Origin of the sequence: Ruminococcus sp. MSJ-25, from assembly GCF_018917825.1 — a bacterium.
Lineage (GTDB): Bacteria > Bacillota > Clostridia > Oscillospirales > Ruminococcaceae > Hominimerdicola > Hominimerdicola aceti.
This window is the reverse complement of record NZ_JAHLPI010000014.1, coordinates 1-23,436: the sequence shown is the minus strand read 5'-3', so window position 1 is coordinate 23,436 and position 23,436 is coordinate 1. Positions and strand designations below refer to the sequence as shown.

The 23,436-nt window shown below is 40.3% G+C and carries 22 protein-coding genes and 3 pseudogenes; 18 read left to right on the top strand and 7 right to left on the bottom strand.

Annotated features, from left to right (window positions below; genetic code table 11):
* The first annotated feature begins 3 nt into the window (after positions 1–3).
* The 6 genes from KQH97_RS04275 to sigE all read left to right on the top strand — a co-directional run bounded on the left by KQH97_RS04275 (position 4) and on the right by sigE (position 5,455).
* Positions 4–1,023: an L-threonylcarbamoyladenylate synthase gene (locus tag KQH97_RS04275; protein ID WP_216552921.1), complete on the top strand. Its 1,020-nt coding sequence runs from the start codon at positions 4–6 to the stop codon at positions 1,021–1,023.
* A complete protein-coding gene (coaE, locus tag KQH97_RS04270) occupies positions 1,020–1,622 on the top strand; it encodes a dephospho-CoA kinase (protein WP_216552919.1) in 603 nt (200 codons plus the stop codon). The genes KQH97_RS04275 and coaE overlap by 4 nt, the downstream gene beginning before the upstream one ends.
* A complete protein-coding gene (locus tag KQH97_RS04265) occupies positions 1,612–2,274 on the top strand; it encodes a lytic transglycosylase domain-containing protein (RefSeq protein ID WP_022287287.1) in 663 nt (220 codons plus the stop codon). Before coaE ends, KQH97_RS04265 begins: the two co-directional genes overlap by 11 nt.
* Before the next feature lie 82 nt (positions 2,275–2,356).
* Positions 2,357–3,769, top strand: coding sequence for an aminopeptidase (locus KQH97_RS04260; RefSeq protein WP_117856302.1), 1,413 nt, complete (start codon positions 2,357–2,359; stop codon positions 3,767–3,769).
* A 119-nt stretch (positions 3,770–3,888) separates the two neighbouring features.
* Positions 3,889–4,719, top strand: a complete 831-nt coding sequence (locus KQH97_RS04255; protein WP_216552917.1) for a sigma-E processing peptidase SpoIIGA — start codon at positions 3,889–3,891, stop codon at positions 4,717–4,719.
* 16 nt (positions 4,720–4,735) lie between these two features.
* Positions 4,736–5,455 carry an RNA polymerase sporulation sigma factor SigE gene (gene sigE, locus KQH97_RS04250; RefSeq protein WP_051706493.1) on the top strand — a complete coding sequence of 240 codons (720 nt, stop codon included), beginning with the start codon at positions 4,736–4,738 and terminating at the stop codon, positions 5,453–5,455.
* A 38-nt stretch (positions 5,456–5,493) separates the two neighbouring features.
* Here sigE and KQH97_RS04245 read toward each other — a convergent pair whose 3' ends face one another.
* Positions 5,494–6,270, bottom strand: coding sequence for a LytTR family DNA-binding domain-containing protein (locus KQH97_RS04245; protein WP_181983769.1), 777 nt, complete (start codon positions 6,268–6,270; stop codon positions 5,494–5,496).
* A gap of 217 nt (positions 6,271–6,487) precedes the next feature.
* Here KQH97_RS04245 and KQH97_RS04240 point away from each other — a divergent pair, with 217 nt between their 5' ends.
* The 10 genes from KQH97_RS04240 to KQH97_RS04195 all read left to right on the top strand — a co-directional run bounded on the left by KQH97_RS04240 (position 6,488) and on the right by KQH97_RS04195 (position 14,010).
* Positions 6,488–7,534, top strand: a complete 1,047-nt coding sequence (locus KQH97_RS04240; protein WP_253286366.1) for a bifunctional glycosyltransferase family 2/GtrA family protein — start codon at positions 6,488–6,490, stop codon at positions 7,532–7,534.
* On the top strand, positions 7,524–8,639 hold the full coding sequence (locus KQH97_RS04235; protein WP_253286365.1) for a phosphodiester glycosidase family protein: 1,116 nt from the start codon (positions 7,524–7,526) through the stop codon (positions 8,637–8,639). The genes KQH97_RS04240 and KQH97_RS04235 overlap by 11 nt, the downstream gene beginning before the upstream one ends.
* Positions 8,640–8,641: 2 nt before the next feature.
* Positions 8,642–8,851, top strand: a complete 210-nt coding sequence (locus KQH97_RS04230; protein ID WP_038671587.1) for a hypothetical protein — start codon at positions 8,642–8,644, stop codon at positions 8,849–8,851.
* Positions 8,852–8,989: 138 nt separating this feature from the next.
* Positions 8,990–9,760: an RNA polymerase sporulation sigma factor SigG gene (sigG, locus tag KQH97_RS04225; RefSeq protein ID WP_117863719.1), complete on the top strand. Its 771-nt coding sequence runs from the start codon at positions 8,990–8,992 to the stop codon at positions 9,758–9,760.
* A 182-nt stretch (positions 9,761–9,942) separates the two neighbouring features.
* Positions 9,943–10,728: a sporulation initiation factor Spo0A C-terminal domain-containing protein gene (locus tag KQH97_RS04220; protein WP_216552915.1), complete on the top strand. Its 786-nt coding sequence runs from the start codon at positions 9,943–9,945 to the stop codon at positions 10,726–10,728.
* A 64-nt stretch (positions 10,729–10,792) separates the two neighbouring features.
* Entirely contained in the window at positions 10,793–11,083 is a 291-nt protein-coding gene (locus KQH97_RS04215; RefSeq protein ID WP_038671581.1) for a YlmC/YmxH family sporulation protein, read from the top strand.
* 175 nt (positions 11,084–11,258) lie between these two features.
* Complete coding sequence (gene rpsB, locus KQH97_RS04210) at positions 11,259–12,002, top strand: 30S ribosomal protein S2 (RefSeq protein ID WP_038671579.1); 744 nt, start codon at positions 11,259–11,261, stop codon at positions 12,000–12,002.
* A 75-nt stretch (positions 12,003–12,077) separates the two neighbouring features.
* Positions 12,078–12,998, top strand: a complete 921-nt coding sequence (gene tsf, locus KQH97_RS04205) for a translation elongation factor Ts (protein ID WP_022287299.1) — start codon at positions 12,078–12,080, stop codon at positions 12,996–12,998.
* Between the two features lie 279 nt (positions 12,999–13,277).
* Positions 13,278–13,748, top strand: coding sequence for a hypothetical protein (locus tag KQH97_RS04200; RefSeq protein WP_216552913.1), 471 nt, complete (start codon positions 13,278–13,280; stop codon positions 13,746–13,748).
* A 4-nt stretch (positions 13,749–13,752) separates the two neighbouring features.
* On the top strand, positions 13,753–14,010 hold the full coding sequence (locus KQH97_RS04195) for a hypothetical protein (protein WP_117928428.1): 258 nt from the start codon (positions 13,753–13,755) through the stop codon (positions 14,008–14,010).
* A 188-nt stretch (positions 14,011–14,198) separates the two neighbouring features.
* Here KQH97_RS04195 and KQH97_RS04190 read toward each other — a convergent pair whose 3' ends face one another.
* From KQH97_RS04190 to KQH97_RS08860, 3 genes are all read right to left on the bottom strand, one after another.
* Positions 14,199–17,732 (bottom strand): leucine-rich repeat protein, encoded by a 3,534-nt coding sequence (locus KQH97_RS04190; RefSeq protein ID WP_216552911.1) that lies wholly within the window; start codon positions 17,730–17,732, stop codon positions 14,199–14,201.
* A 387-nt stretch (positions 17,733–18,119) separates the two neighbouring features.
* A complete protein-coding gene (locus tag KQH97_RS04185) occupies positions 18,120–18,638 on the bottom strand; it encodes a hypothetical protein (protein ID WP_216552909.1) in 519 nt (172 codons plus the stop codon).
* On the bottom strand, positions 18,635–19,801 hold the full coding sequence (locus KQH97_RS08860) for an AAA family ATPase (RefSeq protein WP_216552908.1): 1,167 nt from the start codon (positions 19,799–19,801) through the stop codon (positions 18,635–18,637). The genes KQH97_RS04185 and KQH97_RS08860 overlap by 4 nt, the downstream gene beginning before the upstream one ends.
* Positions 19,802–20,319: 518 nt before the next feature.
* Here KQH97_RS08860 and KQH97_RS08855 point away from each other — a divergent pair.
* Positions 20,320–20,625: pseudogene (locus KQH97_RS08855) on the top strand (hypothetical protein); the annotation flags it as partial.
* Here the strand turns inward: KQH97_RS08855 and tnpB are convergent.
* Both tnpB and tnpA read right to left on the bottom strand, forming a co-directional pair.
* Positions 20,559–21,657, bottom strand: a pseudogene (gene tnpB, locus KQH97_RS04170) (IS200/IS605 family element RNA-guided endonuclease TnpB). The pseudogenes KQH97_RS08855 and tnpB sit on opposite strands and share 67 nt — an antisense overlap.
* 4 nt (positions 21,658–21,661) lie before the next feature.
* Positions 21,662–22,075: pseudogene (gene tnpA, locus KQH97_RS04165) on the bottom strand (IS200/IS605 family transposase).
* 451 nt (positions 22,076–22,526) lie between these two features.
* Here tnpA and KQH97_RS04160 point away from each other — a divergent pair.
* Positions 22,527–22,916, top strand: a complete 390-nt coding sequence (locus KQH97_RS04160; RefSeq protein WP_216552905.1) for a hypothetical protein — start codon at positions 22,527–22,529, stop codon at positions 22,914–22,916.
* A 291-nt stretch (positions 22,917–23,207) separates the two neighbouring features.
* Here KQH97_RS04160 and KQH97_RS04155 read toward each other — a convergent pair.
* Positions 23,208–23,436: hypothetical protein (locus tag KQH97_RS04155; protein WP_216552903.1), on the bottom strand; the 229-nt coding region annotated here is incomplete at its 5' end.

Below are 23,436 nucleotides of genomic sequence, written 5' to 3'. Positions count from 1 at the left end.
AAAATGTTTGACACAAAAATACTGGGCACTGACGAGGACAGCATAGCATATGCCGCAAAGCTGCTCTCACAGGGTGAAGTCGTTGGTATGCCGACGGAAACTGTATATGGTCTTGCGGCGAACGCTTTTGATGAAGCGGCTGTAAGAAAAATATTCGCCGCAAAGGGCAGACCTGCCGACAATCCTCTAATAGTGCATATATCTGACATTTCTCAGCTTGAGGGACTTGTGGATAAGATACCGTCCCTTGCTGTAAAGTGCGCAGAAAAATTTTGGGCAGGACCTCTCACAATGATAATGCCAAAGTCTGAAAAAATACCAATGGTAACGAGCGGAGGACTTGACACAGTGGGCATAAGAATGCCGTCACATAAGGTGGCAAGAGCGCTTATCTCAGCCTGCGGCTTCCCTATCGCCGCACCGTCGGCTAACCTTTCAGGCAGCCCATCACCTACAACAGCACAGCACGTCCTTAACGATATGCACGGCAGGATACCTGCCATAATAGACGGCGGAGCTTGCGGAGTGGGTGTTGAATCAACTGTCATAAGCTTTGAAGGCGAGGACGGAATAAGACTTCTCAGACCGGGATTTATCTCAGCCGAGGATCTTATGGAGATCACCCCGAACGTTCTTATCGACAAGGGCGTTTTGGAAAAGCTGGGTGAGAACGTAAAAGTCCGCTCCCCTGGCATGAAATACAAGCACTATGCCCCAAAGGCTGATGTGACTATCATTGACAGCAGTCTTGAAGCTTTCAGAGAATATGTGAAAACTCACGCTGACAATGACACCACTCTTATGGTGTTCACTGACAGCGATTGTGATGAGCTTGATATCCCGCATATCTGCTATGGCGCAAATGACGAGGAACAGGCAAAAGAGCTTTTTGACGTCCTCAGAGAGCTTGACGATATAGGTGCAAAGAAAGTTTTTGCACGCTGTCCTAACAAAGACGGCGTGGGGCTTGCAGTGTATAACCGACTTTTAAGAGCCGCAGGCTTTCAGGTGGTGAAACTGTGAAAAAAACAGTAGTAGGGCTTACAGGTCAAAGCGGTGCAGGCAAGACAACTATATCGGACGCTTTCAGAGAAAATGGCTTTGAGATAATAAACTGCGATATAGTCGCAAGAGAAGTCACAAACGCTGATAGCGAATGCTGTAAAGAGCTTGCAAAGCTTTTCCCAAGCTGCTTTGACGAGAACTATTCTCTTGACAGACAGAAGCTCGGGGAGATAGTTTTTTCAGATAAGAATAAGCTTCAAATGCTCAATGATACCATATACCCTTTTATAAACAAGCTTATTGACGAAAAGATAAACGCTACAAAGAGCGAGTTTGTTCTTCTTGACGCACCGACCCTTTTTGAAGCAGGTGCGGATAAGCTTTGCAGTGTTATCGTAAGCGTTGTGGCAGACTTTGGCATAAGGCTTGAAAGGATAACCAAAAGGGACGGTATTACGGCGGAGCTTGCAAAAAAGCGTTTTTCTTCTCAGCATACTATGGAATTTTTCAAAGCTCACAGCGATTTCGTCATTGAGAACAACGGCTCTGTGAATGACACATTCCAAAAGACCTGTGAGGTCATAGAAACAATAAAGGAAAGATATAATGGCGGCTAATGGAAAAAACAGCAGGCGTAAAAAGAAAAGGCACATAAAAAAAGGTCCCGTACTCATAGCAGTCATACTTCTGCTGTGCGGTATAGGCTGGCTCACATATCTTTATCACGAGCAGATAATCAACAAGGCAAAGGATATTCCGAACTCTTTTTCATATCCTACAGATTATGAGGAGTATGTAATAAGATACAGCACCAAGTACAAGTGCGACCCTGTGCTTGTGTTCTCTGTAATAAAAGTGGAAAGCGGCTTTAATAAGGACGCTGTTTCATCAGTGGGTGCCAGAGGTCTTATGCAGCTTATGGAGGACGCATACGATTGGATAAAATATCGCCTTGACGATCAGCGTGACAACACCTATGACGATATGTTCGACCCTGAGCTTAATATCCAATATGGCACATACTATCTCAGCTATCTTATGGAAAAGTATGACGGTTCAGTAGAGCTGACAGCGGCGGCATATCACTGCGGAATGAATCTTGTTGACAGTTGGATAGAAAACGGCACTGTTGACCCTGACAATTTCAAAGTCAGCGACATACCTGACGAAAATGACCAGACTTCAAACTATGTGCGCAAGATACGCAAAGCCTATGACAATTATAAGGATATACTCAGCAGTCATGGGGATATTACAGAAAACAGTTAAGCAAAACCATGCGCAGGGGCGAACAGTGTCCGCCCATTGTAACGCAGTTTCAATAAGAATATATTAAAAGGAGGACTTTACAATGGATAACAAGAAGAAAGAAAAGTCCGAGGGCGAAAAGCTTGCAGAAAAGCTTCTTTCGGATAAGAAAAACGGTGGACTTCGCCTTAGCGAAGAAAAGCTCAAAAAGGCAGACAAGTTCTGCGAGGGCTATAAAAGCTTTCTGAACACTGCAAAAACAGAGCGTGAGGCTGTTATCGAGGCAGTGGCTCAGGCTGAAAAAGCAGGCTTCAAGCCTTATGAAAAGGGCAAGAAGTATGACGCCGGCGACAAGTTCTATTTTGTAAACAGAGGAAAGGCTATCATACTTACAGTTATGGGCAAGGACGGTCTTGAAAAAGGTATCAGACTTGCTGCCGCTCATATCGACTCACCACGTCTTGACCTCAAGCAGAACCCTCTCTATGAGGACAAGGAACTTTGCCTGTTCAAGACACACTATTACGGCGGCATAAAGAAATATCAGTGGACAACTGTTCCAATGTCGCTTCATGGCGTTGTTATAAAGGCTGACGGCGAAAGCGTTACGGTAAATATCGGTGAGGACAAGGACGACCCTGTTTTCTGCGTAACTGATATCCTGCCGCACCTTGCAGACGCTCAGATGAAAAGACCTGCTCCACAGCTCATCAAGGGCGAGGAGCTTAATCTGCTCATAGGCTCCAGACCATTCAGAGATGACGCTGTTTCAAACAAGGTAAAACTCAACATAATGGCTATCCTTAACGAGAAATATGGCATTGTAGAGGACGATTTCGTTTCCGCAGAGCTTGAAGCTGTTCCTGCATTCAAGGCACAGGACGTTGGCTTTGACAGAAGCATGGTAGGCTCTTATGGTCAGGACGACAGAGTTTGTGCATACACAGCTTTGCAGGCTATCCTCAAATGCAAAGACCCTAAAAAGACCTGCATGACCATACTCACAGACAAGGAAGAAACAGGAAGTGACGGCAACACAGGACTTAACAGCTCATATCTGCCATACTTCATTGCTGACCTTGCAAAGGTATACGGACTTGAGGGCAGAAACGTTATCTCTGCTTCCGAGTGCCTTTCAGCAGACGTAAATGCGGCATATGACCCAACATTCTCAGAGCCGTTCGAGATAAGAAACTCATCACAGATAAACTACGGCGTTGTTGCCACAAAGTTCACAGGTGCAAGAGGCAAGTCAGGCACTTCCGATGCTTCTGCTGAGTTTGTGGGCAGAGTAAGAAAACTCTTTGACGAACACAACATCGTTTGGCAGACAGGCGAGCTTGGCAAGGTAGACGGCGGCGGTGGAGGAACTGTCGCACAGTATATCGCAAACCTTGACATGAACGTTATCGACGTTGGCGTACCAGTGCTTTCAATGCACGCACCATTTGAGATAACCTCGAAGATAGACACTTATATGGCATATAAGGCTTTCTCAGTTTTCTTTGCTGACTAATTTGATATCAAATAAGCATATCCGCTTTCCCATTTGGGGAAGGCGGATCTTTTTTTGTCCCCATTGCGACAATTTTTCCATTCAAGCAGTGCTATCATAATATCAAAGGGAGGAACGCCATGAAAATTTACATAGATATACTACTTGTGACAAACGCCATTATGACGCTTATCATGCTGGAGGCGGCAGGCAGGGTATGTCACAAGGTCATAAGTCCGCTGCGGCTGTTGACAGCTTGCTCGGTGGGAGGACTTTCGTCGCTTGTTATGGCTATAGACAGCAGAGGATATTTCGCTGCAGTTCTTATTGTGGTGATAAAGCTTGTCAGTGCGGTATTCACAGTGCTTATAGCCTTTGGGTGTAAAGACCCTTGGCAACTACTTCGATACTTTATCATATACAGTGCAGTGGACGCAGTTTTCACGGGTATAGTGGTGACCCTTTGGCAGATATCAGGGAGCAAGGTGATTTTTTTCAGAAACCTCACTGTGTATTTTGACATCTCTCTATTTAAGCTTGCCCTTGCCTGCGGTATAGCATATGGTCTGCTCTGTCTTTATGAGAACATCACACGCAGGTGTTTCAACAGGGTCGCAAAATACGAAGCCATATACGAAAATGGTGGCTGTATAGTGAAAGTCCCTGCCATATGCGACAGTGGGAACAGACTTTGCGACAGCTTCACAGGAACGCCAGTGGTGGTTTTCTGCTGTGACAGGCTTTTCTATCACTATGACCTTGACCGTGACGAGCCTGACCCTCTAAGCGGTTTCAGGCTTATCCCCTGCTCTACTGTTAGCGGAGAGGGAATTATCCACATAACCGCCGCAGGAAGCGTAAAGATAATCGACGATAAAGACCGTGTACACAACGTCAGGTGCTATGTGGGCATAAAGCCCTCGCTGAACGGAAAGTCACGGGCTATATTCAACCCCGCATTGCTGGGATAATACAGGAGGAATACAAATGACAACACTTAAAACACTCGCTCTAGGGCTGAACAGATTTTTGAGCCGTTTGTTTTCAGACGACCCCGAAACTATAGATTACCTAAATGGTGCAGATTCGTTACCGCCGCCCCTAAACAAAGAGGAAGAGAAAAAAGCCTTTGAGCTTCTTGAAACAGACCCGAAAAAAGCCCGAGAACTGCTTATCGTGCATAATCTCAGGCTTGTGGTATATATAGCAAAGAAGTTTGAGTCAACAGGCACAGGCATAGAGGATCTTATCTCAATAGGCTCTATAGGGCTTATCAAGGCTGTGAACACCTTCTGTCCTGATAAAAACATCAAGCTCGCGACCTATGCTTCACGGTGCATAGAAAACGAGATACTTATGTTTCTGAGAAAATCAAATCAGTATAAAAATGAAATATCCATAGACGAACCGCTGAATGTTGACTGGGACGGCAACGAACTGCTTTTATCCGATATTCTAGGCACCGATGACGACACCGTGAACAAGGGCATAGAAAGCGAAGTTGAGAAACAGCTTCTTCTGGAGGAGATCGAAAAGCTCTGCCCTCGTGAAAAGCAGATAATGAAAATGCGATTCGGGCTCTCAGGCAAAAAAGAAATGACCCAGAAGCAGGTCGCTGATGAAGTCGGTATATCCCAATCCTACATATCAAGACTTGAAAAGCGGATAATAAAATCCATACGGCGAAATTTAGAAAAAATATGCTGATTAAAAGACTGGCGAACACGCAAAATGTTCACCAGTTTTTATGTTATATGGGATAATTTTGTTTTCACAGCAGTATAATTCTTCTCAGAAATAGGGATCACCTTGCCATATGTAAGTTCTATTCTGTAACGGCTTATGCGGCTTACATATTCAGGATTTACAAGATAATTTTCATGACAGCGCACAAACATATCCCTATATCGTCTTTCAAACACCTTAAGGCTCTGCACTGATTCAAAAGAGCCGTCAATGGTATATATGACGCAGTGACTGCCACTGCTTTCCACATAAGCTATCCACGACCTATCCAGAAAAACAAGCGACCTGTCTACGCCATTTACTATCACTCTCTTTGTACGCCTTTCACCTGAACAGACATTTTTCTTGTATATTTCTTCATAATGTACAGGATATATCCTGTCACGTTCATCATATTTAATTGCATTGGAAATGTGACAAAGCTTTATTTTTTCCTCGCCGTTCTCACTCACCCATGAAAACTGTATCCTTTGATCTGCTCTCCCAACACTGCTGTCAGGCCAAATCGTATCCAAAATGAAAAACATTATGACCTCGCAGGATCTTTCAGTAAGACCTATGGAAAACACCTTTAGGTCGCTGAGCACAAATTCAAGCTTGTGTTCTTCTTGCGAAAAAGCATCAACAAGCGCCTCTCTGGTGCGTATCACATGCTTCTCAGCGGGACCTATCCACAGAATGTCTTCATGGCAGGCATTAAGAAAGCTGTCTATCTCGTTATTGTAGTACTTAGTGAGAATATCGGCTGAACGTGTTTCAAGAACTCTATATTCCATGAAATCAAATCCTCCGTTTGCTGAATTAATTTGTACATTTTTTATTGTATCTTTTATTATACGACATTTTTATTATTTTGTCAATAATACTGACACAATTTCATTTTCGCAAAATTTCGACAGATAAACTATGTATAAATTCTTCAGAAGTTTTATTGTATTTTTAAAGCATATGTGATATACTTAGACCATACGATAAATGAAAGGAGAAGATATCTTGGCGATAGATAGATTTTATGCGGTGATACCCGCTTATGAGCCTGATGAAAAAATGCTGGCTGTTATTGACGATATATCTTCATTGACCGATTTTCATATAATAGTCATTAATGACGGCAGCGGCAAGGATAAGCTGCCGATTTTTGCCGAAGCCGCAAAAAAAGCCATAGTTCTCACCCATGAGGTAAACAAAGGCAAGGGGCGTGGCATAAAAACCGCACTTGAATACATAAAAGAACATGAATCCGACACTGTGGGCATCGTCATTGCAGACGCAGACGGACAGCACAAGGTGGAGGATATAATAAGGGTGTCGGAAGCCCTGAAAAGCTCCCCTGACAAGCTTATTATGGGTTGTCGCAGATTTTCAGGAAAGATACCACTGCGAAGCAAATTCGGCAACAACATCACAAAATTCGTTTTCTCATTTGCCGCAGGAGTAAAGGTAAGCGACACGCAGACGGGCTTGCGTGGCTTTTCCTCAAAGCTCATACCTTTTATGCTGTCGGTAAACGGTGACAGATATGAGTTTGAGATGAATATGCTGCTTGAATGTGCAAGAGAAGGCATAAGATTCTATGAAGTGCCTATCGAAACTGTTTATCTTGGCAAAAACGAGTCATCACATTTTAATCCTGTCAAAGACTCATGGAGGATATACAAGGATATACTGAAATTCTCCTGCTCATCACTTCTTAGCTTCTGCGTGGACTATATTTTCTACAGCATTTTCGCAATGATAAGCGGGAGCGTAGCATTTTCTAACATATGCGCAAGAGTGATAAGCTCCATTTTCAACTTTTCGATGAACAAAAAGTTCGTCTTTAAAAATAAGGAAGGCATTGCAAAGACAGCCGCAAAATACTTTCTGCTTGCCGCATTCATACTAGCTGCAAACACAATAATGCTGGAGCTATGTGTGAAATATCTCATACACAACAAATATATCAGCAAAATACTTATAGAAGTGCTGCTTTTCTTTATAAGCTGGGCGGCGCAAAAAAGTTTCGTTTTCAGAAAGAGGGAAAGAAAAATTGACGAATAAGACAAAAAAGCCAATGCCTGTCTGGGCAATGGTCATAACGGACGTCGTGCTTACAGCGGCAGCGATAGGCGTGTTCATGCTTTTTGACTACGTTATGCCGCAAAGTTCAGGAGTAAAGGGAGAAGTGATCGCAACAGTTGACAGCTCCGCAGAGGGTAGCTTCACCCTGCCAAATGCGGCTGACAACTCGCAGGAAGAAAGCACAGCACAGGACGATAGCGAGCCTGCAGTTACCACAACAGCTCCGCAGGCAGAAAAGGCTACAACCACACTGCGTACTGAGCAGACGAACCACAGGAACTGGGGCAATCAGGACACTGCCGACTATCGTTCAGACCAGAATGCTATAAGCAGTATAACAAACGGTGCCATAACCTCTGAGGAGCTTGGTTCGGCTTCAACTGACAATGCTCAGGTGACAGTATACAAAAAATCTATCGGTGAGGGCAGCAACAAGATAACCTATTTTGTGGCTGATGTTTATGTCACAAGCGCAAGCGAGATAAAAGCCGCCTTTGCAGACGGAGAATTCGGTAAGAACATCAAGGACTCAGTATTCAGTATGGCGGTGGAAAACAAAGCTCTTTTCGCCATAAACGGTGATTTCTATGGTAATTCGGAACGCAGTATCGTTATAAGAAACGGTATAAAATACCGTGATGATGTCAACGACGCAGACGTGTGCGTGCTGTTCACAGACGGCACAATGCAGACCTACTCCCCGTCTGAATATGACAGCGACGCTGTTATAGCAAAGGGTGCATGGCAGGCTTGGAACTTTGGTCCTGCACTTCTTGACGGAAGTGGCAACGTTCTTGAAACGTTCAACACAACAAAATATCTCAACAGTTCAAATCCACGTTCAGCTATCGGCTGTGTGTCGGCAGGCCACTATATTTTCGTGACAGTTGACGGCAGAAACGAAGGCTACTCAAAGGGCGCAACTCTCAGCGAGCTTGCGGCTATCATGAGCGATGAGGGCTGTATGTCTGCGTTCAATCTTGACGGTGGAAAGTCCGCTATGATGTACTTCAACAACAGCATTGTGAACGCTCCTGACGGCGGTGGACGTGACCTCAGCGACATTATCTATATAGGAGGATAAAAATGAAAAGACTAAGCAAAATTCTCCCACATATCACGATAATACTTGCGGGAATGTTCATTGTATTCTGGATATTGGATATACTCAACCCTACAATGAATTTCATAAACAGAAAAATATCCAACAAGCTTCTGCTGGCATTTTGCATATCAGCCATAATAACAGCGATACTAGCGGTCTACTATCAGCGCAAGAGCGACAGAAAAGAATAGAACTAATGCAGAGTCACACGGCTCTGCATTTTTTTATGGTCAGATTTTCCTGAAAAATATCTGTATAGTTCCTGATTGAAAGGTAATAATTATATTATCACGGCAGCATAAAATGCTGCTTTTTAACAGGAGCGTGCGATGCAGTACAATAAAGTTGAGATAAGCGGAGTGAACACCAATGAGCTTAAAACGCTGAAAGAGTCGGAAAAGCTGGAGCTTTTGAAAAAAGCCCATTCAGGTGACAAGAAAGCCCGTGAGGAGCTTATAAACGGCAATCTCAGGCTCGTGCTGAGCGTTTTGCAGAAGTTTGTGAGTCGAAGCGACTCCCCTGACGACCTTTTTCAGGTGGGTGTTGTGGGGCTTATCAAGGCGATAGATAATTTCGATACCTCTCTTGATGTGAAGTTTTCTACCTACGCTGTGCCTATGATAGCAGGAGAGCTTAGAAGATTTCTTCGTGATTTTCAACCCATGAGGGTGAGCCGTTCTCTCCGTGACCTTGCTTATAAAGCAATGCAGGCAAAAGAACAGCTCATATGTGAAAACCAGAAAGAGCCTACTGTTGAGCAGATAGCAGACACTATCACCGAAAAGCCTAGTCAGGTGGTCATTGCCCTTGAAGCCATAACCGACCCGGTCTCACTCTATGAGCCTGTGTATTCTGACAACGGCGACGCTCTTTATGTGTTGGATCAGGTGAGCGACAACTGTGACGATAAAAGCTGGCTTGAAGAGCTTTCATTGAAGCAAGCCATGAGCGAGCTTCAGCCTCGTGAACGTAATATACTCTTCCTGCGCTTTTTCAAAGGACAAACTCAGGTGGAGGTAGCAAAAAATATTGGCATCTCTCAGGCACAGGTATCACGGCTTGAAAAAGGTGCATTGGAACACATCAAGAAAAGTATCTAACGTCTGTCGCAATACGTTAAATCGACGTTTATGAATATTTTTGATATATACAATTACATTACAGTCACATTTTTGAAACAATTCGATTAATAATGTGCCGTTAAAGTTGCTTGCAGTCAAAAAATTTGATATAATATATGTAGGTATTATTATGTTAAATCGTCATAAGGGAGTTGAAGTGTATGCTGACTGAATATTCGGTCCTTATTTCCGAGTCATATGACGGCCAGCATAAACTGTTGACCGAGGAACTGAGACGCAAGGGTACAAAGGTCCATATATGCGGTGATACTGAAATAGAGCTTGAGATAGGTGCTGTAAAATATACTCCTGACGTTATCGTTATTGACTGCTGTAAGCTGGGATATAAAAAGCTTCTGCATTTTCGTGAGATACTTCACGAAGATGACATTCATCCCATAATATATAACATCTACACTTATGATGACACAGAAACGATCCGTATTCTTCTCGATTATGATGATATTCTGCACATACTTATGCCATACAACGCTGAGAACGTATGCCACTATATGCTTGACAAGCTAAAAAGGATACCTGTCGATCCTGATATCCTTAAACAGAATATTTCAAAGGAGATACATAGGATCATAACATCAACGGGCATAAACCGCAAGCATTCAGGATATGACCATATCTACTACATGATATTTCTTATTATATTCAAATATAGCGGTAATAAAGTACAAATAGGCGAACTTTATAAGGACATTGAAAAACAATACGGAAAAAACGCTGCAGCTATTGAACGCTCAACAAGAAGTGCTATAGTTTCAGGCTGGGAAAAAATGAAGCCTGTGGATAAGCAAATGCTTTTTGAAAGTTGCCTTGCTAACGGAACAAAGCCTACAAATGCAATGTACATAAACACAATAGCTTTATATATAAAGCATTTGTATAACGATCAGTTGGAGATGTATTACAAAAACAAAAACGATCATACATAGGACGATCCCCAAAGTGCATACCTATTATAAAGGGTATGCACTTTTTTTGAAAGGGGAAGGTTTCATGATATGTAGTTTTTCAAGCTTACGAAATAAAGAGGTCGTCAATATGCGAACAGGACTGAAAATAGGCTATGTTGATGATATAGAAATGGATACTCAGGGAGCGAATATAGTTTCACTGATCGTCTATGGCAAACCAAGGGCTTTCGGTATCATGGGCAGAGATGAGGATATTATCATAAAATGCTCGGATATTGAGCTTATCGGCGAAGATACCATACTTGTAAAATTCAACGATAGTGCAGTATGCACAAAGAGCAGAACTGTAAAAATCGAAAATTTGTTAAAATAAATTGTCGAAAGCTCTTGAAATGAAACAGAAAATATGATATAATATTAAAGCAATTCGCACGGACAGGTTTTTGCCGTTGGTCCTGCCGTAAGACAGGTGAAAGCAAGTAAAGCCGTCCGGAGGATAAAAACATCTGCGAAAGCAGAAATCTAAAACCAAACAGGAGGTTACTACAATGGGAGTAGTATCAATGAAGCAGCTTCTTGAAGCTGGTGTACACTTTGGTCACCAGACAAGAAGATGGAACCCTAAAATGGCTCCATACATTTTCACAGAAAGAAACGGAATTTACATCATCGATCTTCAGAAGACCGTTAAGAAGCTTGAAGAAGCTTATATGTTTATCCGTGACATCTCAGCTAATGGCGAAGAGGTACTTTTCGTAGGTACAAAGAAGCAGGCTGGAGATTCTATCAAGGAAGAGGCACTGAGAGCTAATGCACATTATGTAAATGCAAGATGGCTCGGCGGTATGATGACAAACTACAAGACGATCCAGCAGAGAATCAAGAGACTTGAGCAGCTCCACACAATGGAAGAGGACGGCACATTCGACCTTCTCCCTAAGAAGGAAGTTGTTAAGCTGAAGCTTGAGATAGAAAAGCTTGAAAAGTTCATGGGCGGTATCAAGAACATGAAGAAGCTTCCAGGCGCACTTTTCGTTGTTGACCCAAGAAAGGAAAAGATCGCTGTAGCAGAGGCTAAGAAGCTTGGCATACCTGTAGTAGCTATCGTTGACACAAACTGCGATCCTGACGATGTTGATTATGTTATCCCAGGTAACGATGACGCTATCAGAGCAGTTAAGCTTATCGCTGGTTGCATGGCTAACGCTATAATCGAAGGCAGACAGGGTGAGGACGCTGAGTCCGCTGAAGAGGCAGATAAGGTGGAAGAAGCTGACGAGGCTGCTGAATAAGAGCTGAAATTTCAGGCAGGCATTTATAGTATATTTGTCTGCCTATTTCGATATAAAACACTAGGAGGAATAATAATGGGTAAGGTATCCGTAGCAGAGATCAAAGAACTTATGACAGCAACAGGCGTTGGCATGATGGACTGCAAGAAGGCTCTTGTAGAAGCTGACGGCGATATGGAAAAGGCAGTAACACTTCTCCGTGAAAAGGGACTTGCTACACAGGCTAAGAAGAGCGGCAGAGTTGCAGCAGAGGGTATCTGCACAGCTGTAGTTAAGGGCAACGTAGGCTGCGTTCTTGAAGTAAACATCGAAACAGACTTTGCTGCTAACAATGATGAGTTCAAGGCTTTCGTTGCAGCAGTTGCTGATACAGTAATCGAGACAAACCCTGCTGACGTTGACGCACTTAAGGCAACAAAGATCAGCGGCGGTGACAAGACAGTTGAAGAGACACTTCAGGATCTGTTCATCAAGATCAGAGAGAACATGGTAATCAGAAGATTCAAGAGAATGGAAGGCATTCTTGTTCCTTACGTTCACGGTGCAGGCAGCATCGGCGTTATGGTAAAGCTTGATTCTGATATAGCAGCTGACAATGCTGAGCTCCTTGCTGCTGGTAAGGACTGTGCACTTCAGGTTGCAGCTATGAATCCTGCATATCTGAACAGAGAGGCTGTTCCTGCTGACGCTCTTGACAAGGAGAGAGAGATCATGCTGGCTCAGATGGCTGAGGATCCTAAGATGGCTAACAAGCCTGAGCAGGTTAAGCACAAGATCATCGACGGTAAGATCGGCAAATACTATTCTGAGAACTGCCTCCTTGAGCAGGCATTCGTTAAGGATGATAAGGTATCTGTTGGCAAGTACGTTGAGTCTGTAGCTAAGAAGCTTGGCGGCAAGATCGACGTTGTTGAGTACGTTCGTTTCGAGAGAGGCGAAGGCGTAGAGAAGAAGGAAGAGAACTTCGCTGACGAAGTTGCAGCAATGACAAAGTAATCTTTCTGACATAAATGAAAGTCCCTCGGTGGTGAGCCGAGGGACTTTTTTTATGGGCTTTTGATTGTAACTTGTCAAGTTTTATTATACTGCGTCATTCGACTATGCGATATAATGCAAATACAAGTTAATATGTCTTCAGTAGAGAGTGTCTTAAATATAAGATGCTCTCTTTTTTGTTGACCTTTTTCTTTTGTTGAGGTCAGCAACAGAGGGAAAATAGACTTGACAGAAGCCTCTGCAAAGAGGTATAATAATAGAAATGTAGTTGAAAATATAATGATAAATTCAATAGAAAAACCTATTGAATTGCCTATTGAGCAGAAACATACAGGTAAGGGCAATCCAAACGCTGTTCTTACTTTTGGTGTTGAGCTTAATAATCGCCAAAAGGATCTACTCGAAAAGCTTTCTGAGTTTGACAGCAAAGTAATAGTCGATAAGAAAAGCGTTAATATGGCTGATCTTTCGGCGTTGACTGCTCACACAGGTGATGAGTTCGCATTGTTCACAAAGGGCAAGAATAGGCTCATAATTCGTGGTAATTCCTCAATGGTAAATCTTGATACCGAGCAGGCTAAAAAGCTTGCAGCTCAGGGCTATCGTTGGAGTGGGCATACACACCCCGGTACCGGATATAATTGCTTGGTTGCTTCCCTTGGAGATCACGAGATACTCAAGTGTTTCAAGCATAACACAAGCGTTATTTATAACTCACAAGGTCAATATCTTACTTTCCAAAAGGAGTGATATTATGTGCAAACTTTTTGATGAATGGAGAAACGAAATTAAAGATTATTGCAAGCAGCAGGGGCTTAACTTTGATACGGCTGAAAAGTTGTCACAATCCTGGAATAAGAATACGGTGGCGTTGTCTTACCGTGATCCAAGCAAAGGTTCAAATGGACTTCTTGATGATACTCCGTGTCCGTTGGTTTTGCTGATACGCCGTGAAAAGAATGGCAAGCTCGTTTTTGAGCAGACAGAACACACTAAAAAATATCTTGCGTAGTGTAGCTTTTTTAGTAGCGAAACTGAAAAACTATCTAAAAATGTATTGAAACGAAAAATAAGATAAGAAGCGGCATCCTCTGAAAAGAGGGTACCGCTTTTCTTTATATATGAAGAAAAATGGGTATGAGCTCAAAAAAACTCATACCCTCAAAAAATATAATAAAGGAGAATATTAGGAAATAAGCGTTATCTCTTAGTAGTTACGCTCTTTGTAGAGGACCATGCACCATAGTACTTTTTACCCTTTACAGTTGTGTAGGACCTTACACGAACGTAATACTTTTTCTTGCCACTCAGCTTGGAAATGGTCTTTTTATCGGTCTTGTTGTTTGTAACAGTTACCTTTTTAGCTCCGCTGAACTTGGAATTTGTTGCATACTGAATTTCATAACCAGTAGCACTTCCCTTTTGAGCCCAGTCGATAAAGAATGATCTGCTCTTTGACTTAAGCTTCTGTATATTCTGCTTTGCAGGGTTTATCTTAAAGGTCTTAGTTACAACACCGCCATATGAGCCCTTGCCAGTAAACTTAATAGTAGCTGTGCCAACATTCTTATTGCTGCTGTATGAAACCGTGTAATCTCTGCCGTTTTTTAGTGTACTTCCGCTATGCTTGAGTTTTGCTGACTGTGCAATAGCCTTACCGGTAAAACTCTTGGTAGAAATATTTGAGATAGATACAGAAGACATATTCTTGGACGCTGTTACCACGTTTTTTATAGGAGACCATTCTCCATAGTATGTAGAACCTCTTACAATAGTGTAAGAACGTACTCTTACAAAGTAATTGCGTCCACGATAAAGACCGCTTATTGTGACTGTATCCGGCTTATTTGCCGTAAGTCTCTTTGTTTCAGCGTTTGTAAAGCCATAGTTTGTCGCATACTGAATTTCATAACCAGTAGCACTTCCCTTTTGAGCCCAGTCCACAAAGAAACCGCCGTATCTGGTTTCAATCTTCTGAATGTTCTGCTTTGCAGGATTTATAGTAAAGGTCTTTGAAATAGAACCAGTATAATGTACAATTCCGTTAACGATCACGGTTGCCGTACCAACCTTCTTATTATTGATATATGATACAGTATAATCCTTACCTGCGACAAGTAATGTATCGTTTAGCTTTACAACAACGCCAGGCTTCATATATCCACCGTCATATTCATATATTGACGTTGAAAGCGTAGCGTCTGCTTCACTTATATCTATCCTAGCAAGAGCCGGTATTGTTGCCGTTTCAAGCCTTTCATGGCACACTGTACACTCTGTATGCATGGAGCCTGCTATACCCGGAGCCGCTTCCTTATCGATTATCCAATCACTTGACGTATGAGGAAGCTTTGTTATCTCCTGCTTTTCAGCGACCTCTCCACAGATCGTACAGTATCTTACCTGTTCACCAAACTCAGCACAAGTTGGCTGTTTTGTTATTATCCATTCGTCTGCAGGTGTATGAGCAAGCTTATCTATGGATTTTCTTTCAATGATCTTGTTGCAGGTCGTACAGTATCTTACCTGCTCACCAGCTTCAGCGCAAGTAGTCTGCTTTATTACTGTCCATTCGGAAGAAGGAGTGTGTCCCTTCTTAGGAATAATGGTTTTTGTATAATAATCGCAATTAGAACACTTTTTTTCAGTATATCCGTCTGTCTCACAAGTAGCTTCAACTGTATTAGTTATATACTTGTGACCAGTTGGCTGCGTTTCGTTATCCTTGTATGATTTTTTACATACGGAACAGGTGTGAAGTGTATATCCGCCAGTTGTGCAAGTTGGAGCAACAACCGTATCAACATACTTATGTCCCTGAGCTGCAACGTCTTCTGTATATGAGTCACCACACTTTGAACAAGTATATGTTACCTTACCACCGGTGCAAGGATTGGCTTCACTTGTTATCTTATATGAATGTCCCTTAGCTGGAATCGTTGCTGTTTCGGTATAATGGCCGCAGTCCTTACTTGTACAGCTTCTCTTCTGCTCTCCGTCAGTTGTGCAAGTAGGGACCTTTGTTATTTTCCAAGAGCCAAATGTGTGCTGATGAGCTGGGGTTATTTTAAATGTTTTGGAAATGGAACCTGTATAGTTACCCATAAAGGTTACTTTTATAGTTCCTGTTCCTGCATTTATGTTATCCGAGTAGGATACTTTATAATCCTTGCCTTCAGTCAGACGTGTATCATCGTCACTCTTAAACACATTGATCTTTGGCTTTATCTCTGAACCGGTACATTTATACTGTCCCATTGAACCGTCGGCGAAGTTTATTCTTGAGCTCTTGCTTGTGAGAGCAAGAGGATTGATCGTATAGTTAACGACCTTTGTCCCGATATAATCACCCATACCGGTTATAACGACGGAAGCTGTTCCTGCATTTATATTGTTCGTATACTGAACCGAATAATCCGGATTATCCACATATGGGCTTGCTCCCCAAAGTTCTTTTCCTTTATAGTATACAGTAACATTCTCTGGCTTTTCCTCATAACCACTGTATACAAAAGAGTCTTCAGAAAGAGTTACCTCAAAATCATTTGCATTTGGTGGTGCAACGTCTGTTAGCTTATACTTTACGCCGTTTTCTTCACAATACTTAGCGCAGGCACTGTTGGATGTGCAGTAGACCATTTTGACATCTTCGAAACAATTCCTTCCAAAAGTCACAACTGTATCCGGAACTGTTAGTTCGAGCTTTGTACAACCCGCAAAGGCCATATCTTTAATCTCAGTTGTTGCTGTTGGAAGTTTGAAATCCACAAGATTGGTGCAGTCTGCCAGCATATATTTGGGAATGCTTATAAGATTGTCTGGAAGAGTTATTGACACGAGACTCTTATTGCTATTAAAGGATCCTGCCAGAAATGTTGCATTGCAATTCACTGTGACGCTAGAGAGGCTCGTTCCGGTCAAGCTTTCATCATCATAGCTTATAACGTTGTCAAGATTGATATCTGAAAGCTTTTCACAGCCGTCAAAACAATGAGCTGGCAATGCTGTGATGCCAGCACCCAAAGTTACCTTTTCAAGACTCTTAAGGTTATAAAACGCTCTTTCTCTTAGCGTTACAATTTCGTCAGGAATTGTAACGCTCCTTACTGCGTTTGAATCTACAAACTCAATATTGTTTACAGCAGTGACCTTTATTGTCTCTCCAGTCTTTGGATTTGTTGCTTCTGTTGGAAATACAACATTGCTATAGTCCCACATCAAACACTCGCAGATTGTAAGTGTGCCATCATCAAGTACATGGTATACAAATTTGCCGTCAGAAAAGCCTCTTGACTTATGTTCTGAGTTGCTGCAGTAATATGGATAATTAACAGCAGAATAGAATAAAGGTTTTCCTTTAGCAAAATTTGCATCAACAATATATGGAGTTCCATCTATATCAACAACATTGTTAACGTGGTCCTGAGCAGCGATCGTATCGTTCCTTGCTCTAGTTCTTATGGAACATCTTATTCCTGTTGCTTCACAGAGGGTATACATATATCCCGCTGCGACCTGACAGTTTTTATTAGCGTCATCTATGTTAGATACATAATTTGCAATGGCTCTTACCTTTGAATATGTATCCAAATTCTTATCAAGACTTTCTATAAATGCCTTTTCATTATCGCCGTAATACGCTTCTTCTAAAGCTAATGAAGGCATTATAGTCGAAGAAGATAAAATAGCGGCGGCCATAACACCTGCTATGATTCTTTTAATGTTTATTTTCATAATTACCCCTTTCCGCTTTTTTAGCAAATTATTATATATGTGAAAGACCTTAATTGTTGTTTTCTTTCTATAATTAATTATAGCGTAAGTTAAAAACATAGTCAAATTTCGGACTTACAAAAACAACTTTCTATAAAAATTCGTTACAAATGCACAAAAGATAGTAACTTAAAATGTGACCATTGCACAAAAAATACATCAGCAGAAAATCTTGCGACTCGTCAAATTATAGGCAAAACGCTAGATTTTAATTTTGTAGAAGGTCAGTTGCAAAGTGGACATTTATAGAATGCATCTTTATAGCTCCCATGTAATGACAGAATAAGATATTTCCAGTAACATTATATTATATTAATTTTGGCAAGAGCAAACAAAGGTGTTTCCCTATTATTTAAGTAAATCGCTTAAAAACTTGAACTCAGGTTCCGGTTTTGACACACGCCTATATTCTTTTATAGCAGAAATCAGCTTTGTAACATCCGAAAAATAGTGTGTTATAAATTTCTCACTCTTTACATTTTTGAATTTCAAGTTTTTCACACAGTATATGCTTGGCTTTTCTTTCGACTTTTTATACTCATTATATTTATTTTCACTGATAATAACGAGCATCTCAATTTCGGGAGAGGTGATGACGTTAATGACCTCAACTTTATCTTTATATGCATCACTAAGCTTGAATTTTTCTCGTTTTGAATCAAGAATGCGGTATATCCTTATTTTCTTTGAAAAACTTTTATTCAAGTATTCTCGTTCAAAGTTTTTTGCGCCCCTGCATCTTATGGGGTCCTCTTCAATCATATCTTTTCTTGAAAATATAAGTTTATCATTATCAAGTAAAATATCAATTATAGTTTCTTCTGCAGCTCCTTCACAGATGCAGGCTATATATACTTCTTCTGTCATGGCTTTGTCTCCACCTTATTTATGATACTTTTTTTGAGCTGGATATATGCTTCATATGAAGGAGCAGTATTGCCTATGAGCCCACTTTTAAACGATTGCACTTTATTTTCATCATTTCTCTGCATTCGTTCATTTAATGGAGTTATTGTGATTTTATCTTTGTTTTCCACAATATAAATGCAGTCATTTCTTTTTATGCGTTCAAGGAGTTCGGAGTAATGTGTGGAGAAAATAAGGGTTGCCCCATGCGGATTTACTTTTTTGTTCGTGAAGAATCTTATCAGCGTTGACACGATCTCCTGATTGAAGTGATTCTCTAGTTCATCAATTATAAGATATCCTCCAGTTTCAAAAAGAGATATAGCTCTTCCAAAAATATTTATTCCTTTTATCGTTCCTGAAGATAAATAGGTATTGAGTTCTGCAAGATCATATAGAATTTTCTCTTTTTCTCCTCGGAACTTAAGATATATAACCGTTTTTCCGTTGATTTCCCTAGTATTTATATATTCTATCTTGGAATCAAAATAAGATAGAACGCTTAGAGGATATTCTTTTAAGAGTTTGAGCCTGTTCATATTTGTGATTTCAAGCATATCAGTAAATACGATCGTTGTTTTTTCTGCTTTTTTGTATCCCACGATAATGCTCATATCGTCTACTAGGTATTGTTCGTCATCTTTCCTTTTCATTATCATTGTTGCCGAAGAAAAGTCAAAGATGCTTGTTTTGTTGTCAGATGCGAGCAACTTTCTAGACTTAATATATTCCTCAGTTATTATATAGTGTTCATCTGCATATTTAATAACTGTGTGCAGCAGGTTTACAGTATCGCAGTTTGCAAATACAATATTAAAAACAATCTCATTCTGCTCGTTGCCTTCCCCAAGTATTCCACAGTATTTTATATTATTTATTTGCTCGTTGTTTAAAACAGAAAAAACAAAAGAAATAAGCCTTAAAATTGTGGTCTTTCCGGAAGCATTGATTCCAAAAAAACTTTCTATATTATTTGTATACAGCCTGTTGGCGTTTGAGGAAGAAAGTTTAAACATTCCTTCGGTATCATTCGAGGTTGTTCTTTGTGTATTGATAAAGTTGATTTCACATTTTCCATCGCATAGTGGAAGACCTTCGGCAGATATTTTTAAAACTTTAATCACCGATTATCAGCTCCTTTCAATATTATTATAATACAATCAATTAAAAAAGTCAAGCGTAAAAACAAATATTTTGTTTTTACATTCGTGTAACTTTAACATTTATTATCTATAGTATGCCCATTATACAGAAAAATCAATCTCATTGCAAAAAAACAAAGCAGGCATTCTTTGGGTATAATCAGAATGTCTGCTCGTTTCGACAACATTTGTCAAAGTGCAATATTAACAATGGAAATAATATAAGAATATCACATTTCGCATAAAATGTCTATACTTTGTTTGTGATAAATCAAAATGTTTGTTTAAGAAAAGACTTAACGAGAAAAGAACAGAAATATGGAAAGTTATATACATCGCTATCATGCCCTATATTTCCATTGTTTAATTTTATACCAAAACTTATATCTTCATACCTATCAGAGGCTATAAGTGTTTTCATTGATTTCATTTTCCATTTTGAGATTTTACTTATATAAAAATCAGTGGAAATATAAGGAGGTAAAGGACGCTCCTTTTATAGCTGTGAAAAACTAAGTTCAGTCAAATGGAATTGCAAAAGTGATGTGATTCCTGCCTATTGTTTTTCAGAGTGCTCGAATTTAACAAACTTTGATTTTTCGGGCAGTGACATCCTCCCCCACCAGAAGAGGTGGGGGCTTCCTCTTGCAAAAGCAAGCAGTAGGTTCTCGTTCGATAGTACTAATGTACTAAGCATAAGCGAGCTAACCCCGTGTGTCCCACGGTTTTTGATCTATCATTATGCGAAAACGATTTGCATGCCCTCGTTTCTGATATTGATTGCAGCGTTCACATCTCGATCGTGATGTGTGCCACATTCTGGACAAACCCATACTCTAACCGCAAGATTTTTTGTTTCGGGATTTTTGTAACCACAGCACGAGCAAATCTGACTGCTTGCAAAGAATTTGTCTATCTTAACAAGCTTTTTGCCTTGTTCTTCAAGTTTGTATTGTAAGAACGTTGTGAACATTCCCCAACCGTTGTCCGAAACAGATTTGCCGAAATGCAGAGCCTGTGACATTGCTTTCATATCCAGATTTTCTATGCATACGCAATCATAAGCATTGGCTATCTGCCTTGATTGTTTGTGCAAAAAATCCTTACGCTGATTGGCTACTTTTTCATGTAGTCTTGCAACTCTGACACGTTGTTTACCTCGATTCTTAGAGCCTTTTTGCATAAGGGACAACTTGCGTTGTTCATGTTTTAGTTTCTTCTCAGCCTGTCTGTAGTATCTTGGATATGATGGTTCATTTCCATTGCTATCCTTGTACAACTCGTGCATGGAAAAATCTAAACCCAAGAAATTATGAGGCTCTTTTTTCTTGTACTTGACTTTCGTACTCAAAAAGAACGCTTGCATAATACTTTCCGCTTGGAGTTTGGCTAACTGTAACAGATTTCAGCTTGTAATCAGATGGAATTTGCCTATGCTGTTTCAGCTTAACAAAGCCGATTTTCGGAAGTTTCAGATAACCATTCTCCATCAAAATATTTCCGTTTATGCAATTTGTTGTATAACTCTTGCGGTTAGATTTCTTGGATTTGAATTTCGGAAAACCAATTTTAGGACTTCTAAAAAAACTGTTGTACGCTGTCTGCAAATTCATTTGAGCATTTGCTAGTGAAAGGCTGTCTACTTCTTTCAGCCATTCAAATTCTTTTTTGTATTGAGCGGGTGTATTATTCAACTTTTTTCTGGTTTTTTCATAATACTTAATTTTATCCGCCAACATGCGATTGTATACAAATCGAACGCAGCCAAAAGTCTTAGCAAACAAGACCCGCTGTTCTGTGTTTGGATATATTCTGAATTTGTATGCCTTGTTCGCCATGGTTTCACTTCCTTTTTCGGTTTTTTTGTCCTTGGCTTTCGATATATTTCTTTATCACTTCAATCGATGCTCCACCTGTTGTTAGCAAACAAAAGCTCTGACTCCAGAAATATTCTTTCCAAAGTTTTTGGCGTATTTGCGGAAATTCTTTTTTCAGAAGTCTACTGCTTGCACTTTTATATGCGTTTATGAATTTGCTGATTTCCGAGTTGGGATGTGCTTTGAATAATATATGTACATGGTCCTTATCATGGTTTCATTCCTGCAAAGTAATATTGTATTTTGGTGATATATACTCAAATATCTCTTTTGATCGTTTTGATATCTCATCATAAAAAACCTGTCTACGATATTTTACTACAAGCACTAAATAATAGTGCAACAAAAATATTGAATGTGCGTTGTTGTCTAATTCCATAGTTTTTCAGCCTTTCTCTTTCATTCGACTGATTTCAGTATAGCATTTTTCTCAAGTTTGGTCAAGTATCGTAGAGAGGCAATTCATCCACCACCTAAGAGGTGGGGGACTTCTTGCTATATATGGTTAAATATAAGATGCTCTCTTTTTTGTTGACCTTTTTCTTTTGTTGAGGTCAGCAACAGAGGAAAAATAGACTTGACATAAGCCTCTGAAAAGAGGTATAATAACAGAAAGGAAGTGTTCAATATGAGCACTGGCGAAGAAACTGAAATCGTGCCAAAACAATCTGAGCCTATATTTAAGAAAAAGATTTAAACTGCCTACGCCAAAATGTATTTGTTTCTACAACGGAACAGATTATCAGGAAGAAAGAAAAGTTCTCAAACTATCTGACAGCTTTGAAAAAGAGTCGGATATAGAACTTTCGGTATTAATGCTTAATATTAATATGGGCAACAACGAAGAACTGCTTAATGCGTGCAAACCATTGATGAACTATTCGTGGTTTGTAGAAAAAGTTAGAACTCTATGCAAAGAAATGGGTATAGAAGAAGCTGTGGATATAGCTATCGATGAAATGCCTGAAAGCTTTGCAATAAAGAGATTTCTCAGAAAAAACAAATCGGAGGTGGAACTTTTGTGTATTACAAGTTTTAGTGAACGTGATGAAAAGTGTATCCATGACGAAGGTTTTGAAGAAGGCGTTAGAGGGGCTGTTTTAATTGCTCGAGAACTAGGCCAAACAAAAGAACAGACTATCTCACTTGTGCTGAAACAGTATGAGCTGGCACAGGAAGATGCAGAAAAGTATGTGGATAAGTACTGGAATGAGAAATAAGATAAGAAGCGGCATCCTCTGAACTTGGCTATTTCAACTTCCGTGTTGATAAATGTAAACTTTTTTAGAAAATATGATATAATATAGTATAGAATTAAATAAAAAAAAGAGGGTGTAAAACTTGATCGATCTTGATGATTTTTGGTATATAGTCAGATCGCAACATTATACCAAAAGAGAAGCTGCACAGCATATAGCTAAGAAATATGATGATGACGGATATCTTCGCAAGAAGAAATAGCACAAACAAAAATAAGCTGCTACAGAAAAATCTGTGGCAGCTTATTCTATTTAGAATAGTCCTAATTTTAACCTATCAATATCGGCTCCTGATATCTGTTTGTACGAATTCATAAGATTTTGGATCATATTTAATGACGAGCGGGTCGAAGGACCAGTTACATAGTGTATTGTCGGCGAAAATTTATTATACGAAAAAATGGCTTTGGTTTTATAGGCTTGACCATAAAGAACCTTTCCTCTTAGAATTTCAAATGAATAACCTTTCCCGTCTCTTACA

What these genes read in the sequence shown, in the direction of transcription:
- KQH97_RS04190 (WP_216552911.1), bottom strand. Translation starts at nt 17,732, where the DNA reads ATGAAAATAAACATTAAAAGAATCATAGCAGGTGTTATGGCCGCCGCT.
- KQH97_RS04200 (WP_216552913.1), top strand. Translation starts at nt 13,278, where the DNA reads ATGATAAATTCAATAGAAAAACCTATTGAATTGCCTATTGAGCAGAAA.
- KQH97_RS04160 (WP_216552905.1), top strand. Translation starts at nt 22,527, where the DNA reads ATGGGCAACAACGAAGAACTGCTTAATGCGTGCAAACCATTGATGAAC.
- rpsB (WP_038671579.1), top strand. Translation starts at nt 11,259, where the DNA reads ATGGGAGTAGTATCAATGAAGCAGCTTCTTGAAGCTGGTGTACACTTT.
- KQH97_RS04220 (WP_216552915.1), top strand. Translation starts at nt 9,943, where the DNA reads ATGCTGACTGAATATTCGGTCCTTATTTCCGAGTCATATGACGGCCAG.
- sigE (WP_051706493.1), top strand. Translation starts at nt 4,736, where the DNA reads ATGACAACACTTAAAACACTCGCTCTAGGGCTGAACAGATTTTTGAGC.
- KQH97_RS04275 (WP_216552921.1), top strand. Translation starts at nt 4, where the DNA reads ATGTTTGACACAAAAATACTGGGCACTGACGAGGACAGCATAGCATAT.
- KQH97_RS04245 (WP_181983769.1), bottom strand. Translation starts at nt 6,270, where the DNA reads ATGGAATATAGAGTTCTTGAAACACGTTCAGCCGATATTCTCACTAAG.
- KQH97_RS04230 (WP_038671587.1), top strand. Translation starts at nt 8,642, where the DNA reads ATGAAAAGACTAAGCAAAATTCTCCCACATATCACGATAATACTTGCG.
- KQH97_RS04260 (WP_117856302.1), top strand. Translation starts at nt 2,357, where the DNA reads ATGGATAACAAGAAGAAAGAAAAGTCCGAGGGCGAAAAGCTTGCAGAA.
- KQH97_RS04185 (WP_216552909.1), bottom strand. Translation starts at nt 18,638, where the DNA reads ATGACAGAAGAAGTATATATAGCCTGCATCTGTGAAGGAGCTGCAGAA.
- sigG (WP_117863719.1), top strand. Translation starts at nt 8,990, where the DNA reads ATGCAGTACAATAAAGTTGAGATAAGCGGAGTGAACACCAATGAGCTT.
- KQH97_RS04215 (WP_038671581.1), top strand. Translation starts at nt 10,793, where the DNA reads ATGATATGTAGTTTTTCAAGCTTACGAAATAAAGAGGTCGTCAATATG.
- KQH97_RS04265 (WP_022287287.1), top strand. Translation starts at nt 1,612, where the DNA reads ATGGCGGCTAATGGAAAAAACAGCAGGCGTAAAAAGAAAAGGCACATA.
- tsf (WP_022287299.1), top strand. Translation starts at nt 12,078, where the DNA reads ATGGGTAAGGTATCCGTAGCAGAGATCAAAGAACTTATGACAGCAACA.
- KQH97_RS04255 (WP_216552917.1), top strand. Translation starts at nt 3,889, where the DNA reads ATGAAAATTTACATAGATATACTACTTGTGACAAACGCCATTATGACG.
- KQH97_RS04195 (WP_117928428.1), top strand. Translation starts at nt 13,753, where the DNA reads ATGTGCAAACTTTTTGATGAATGGAGAAACGAAATTAAAGATTATTGC.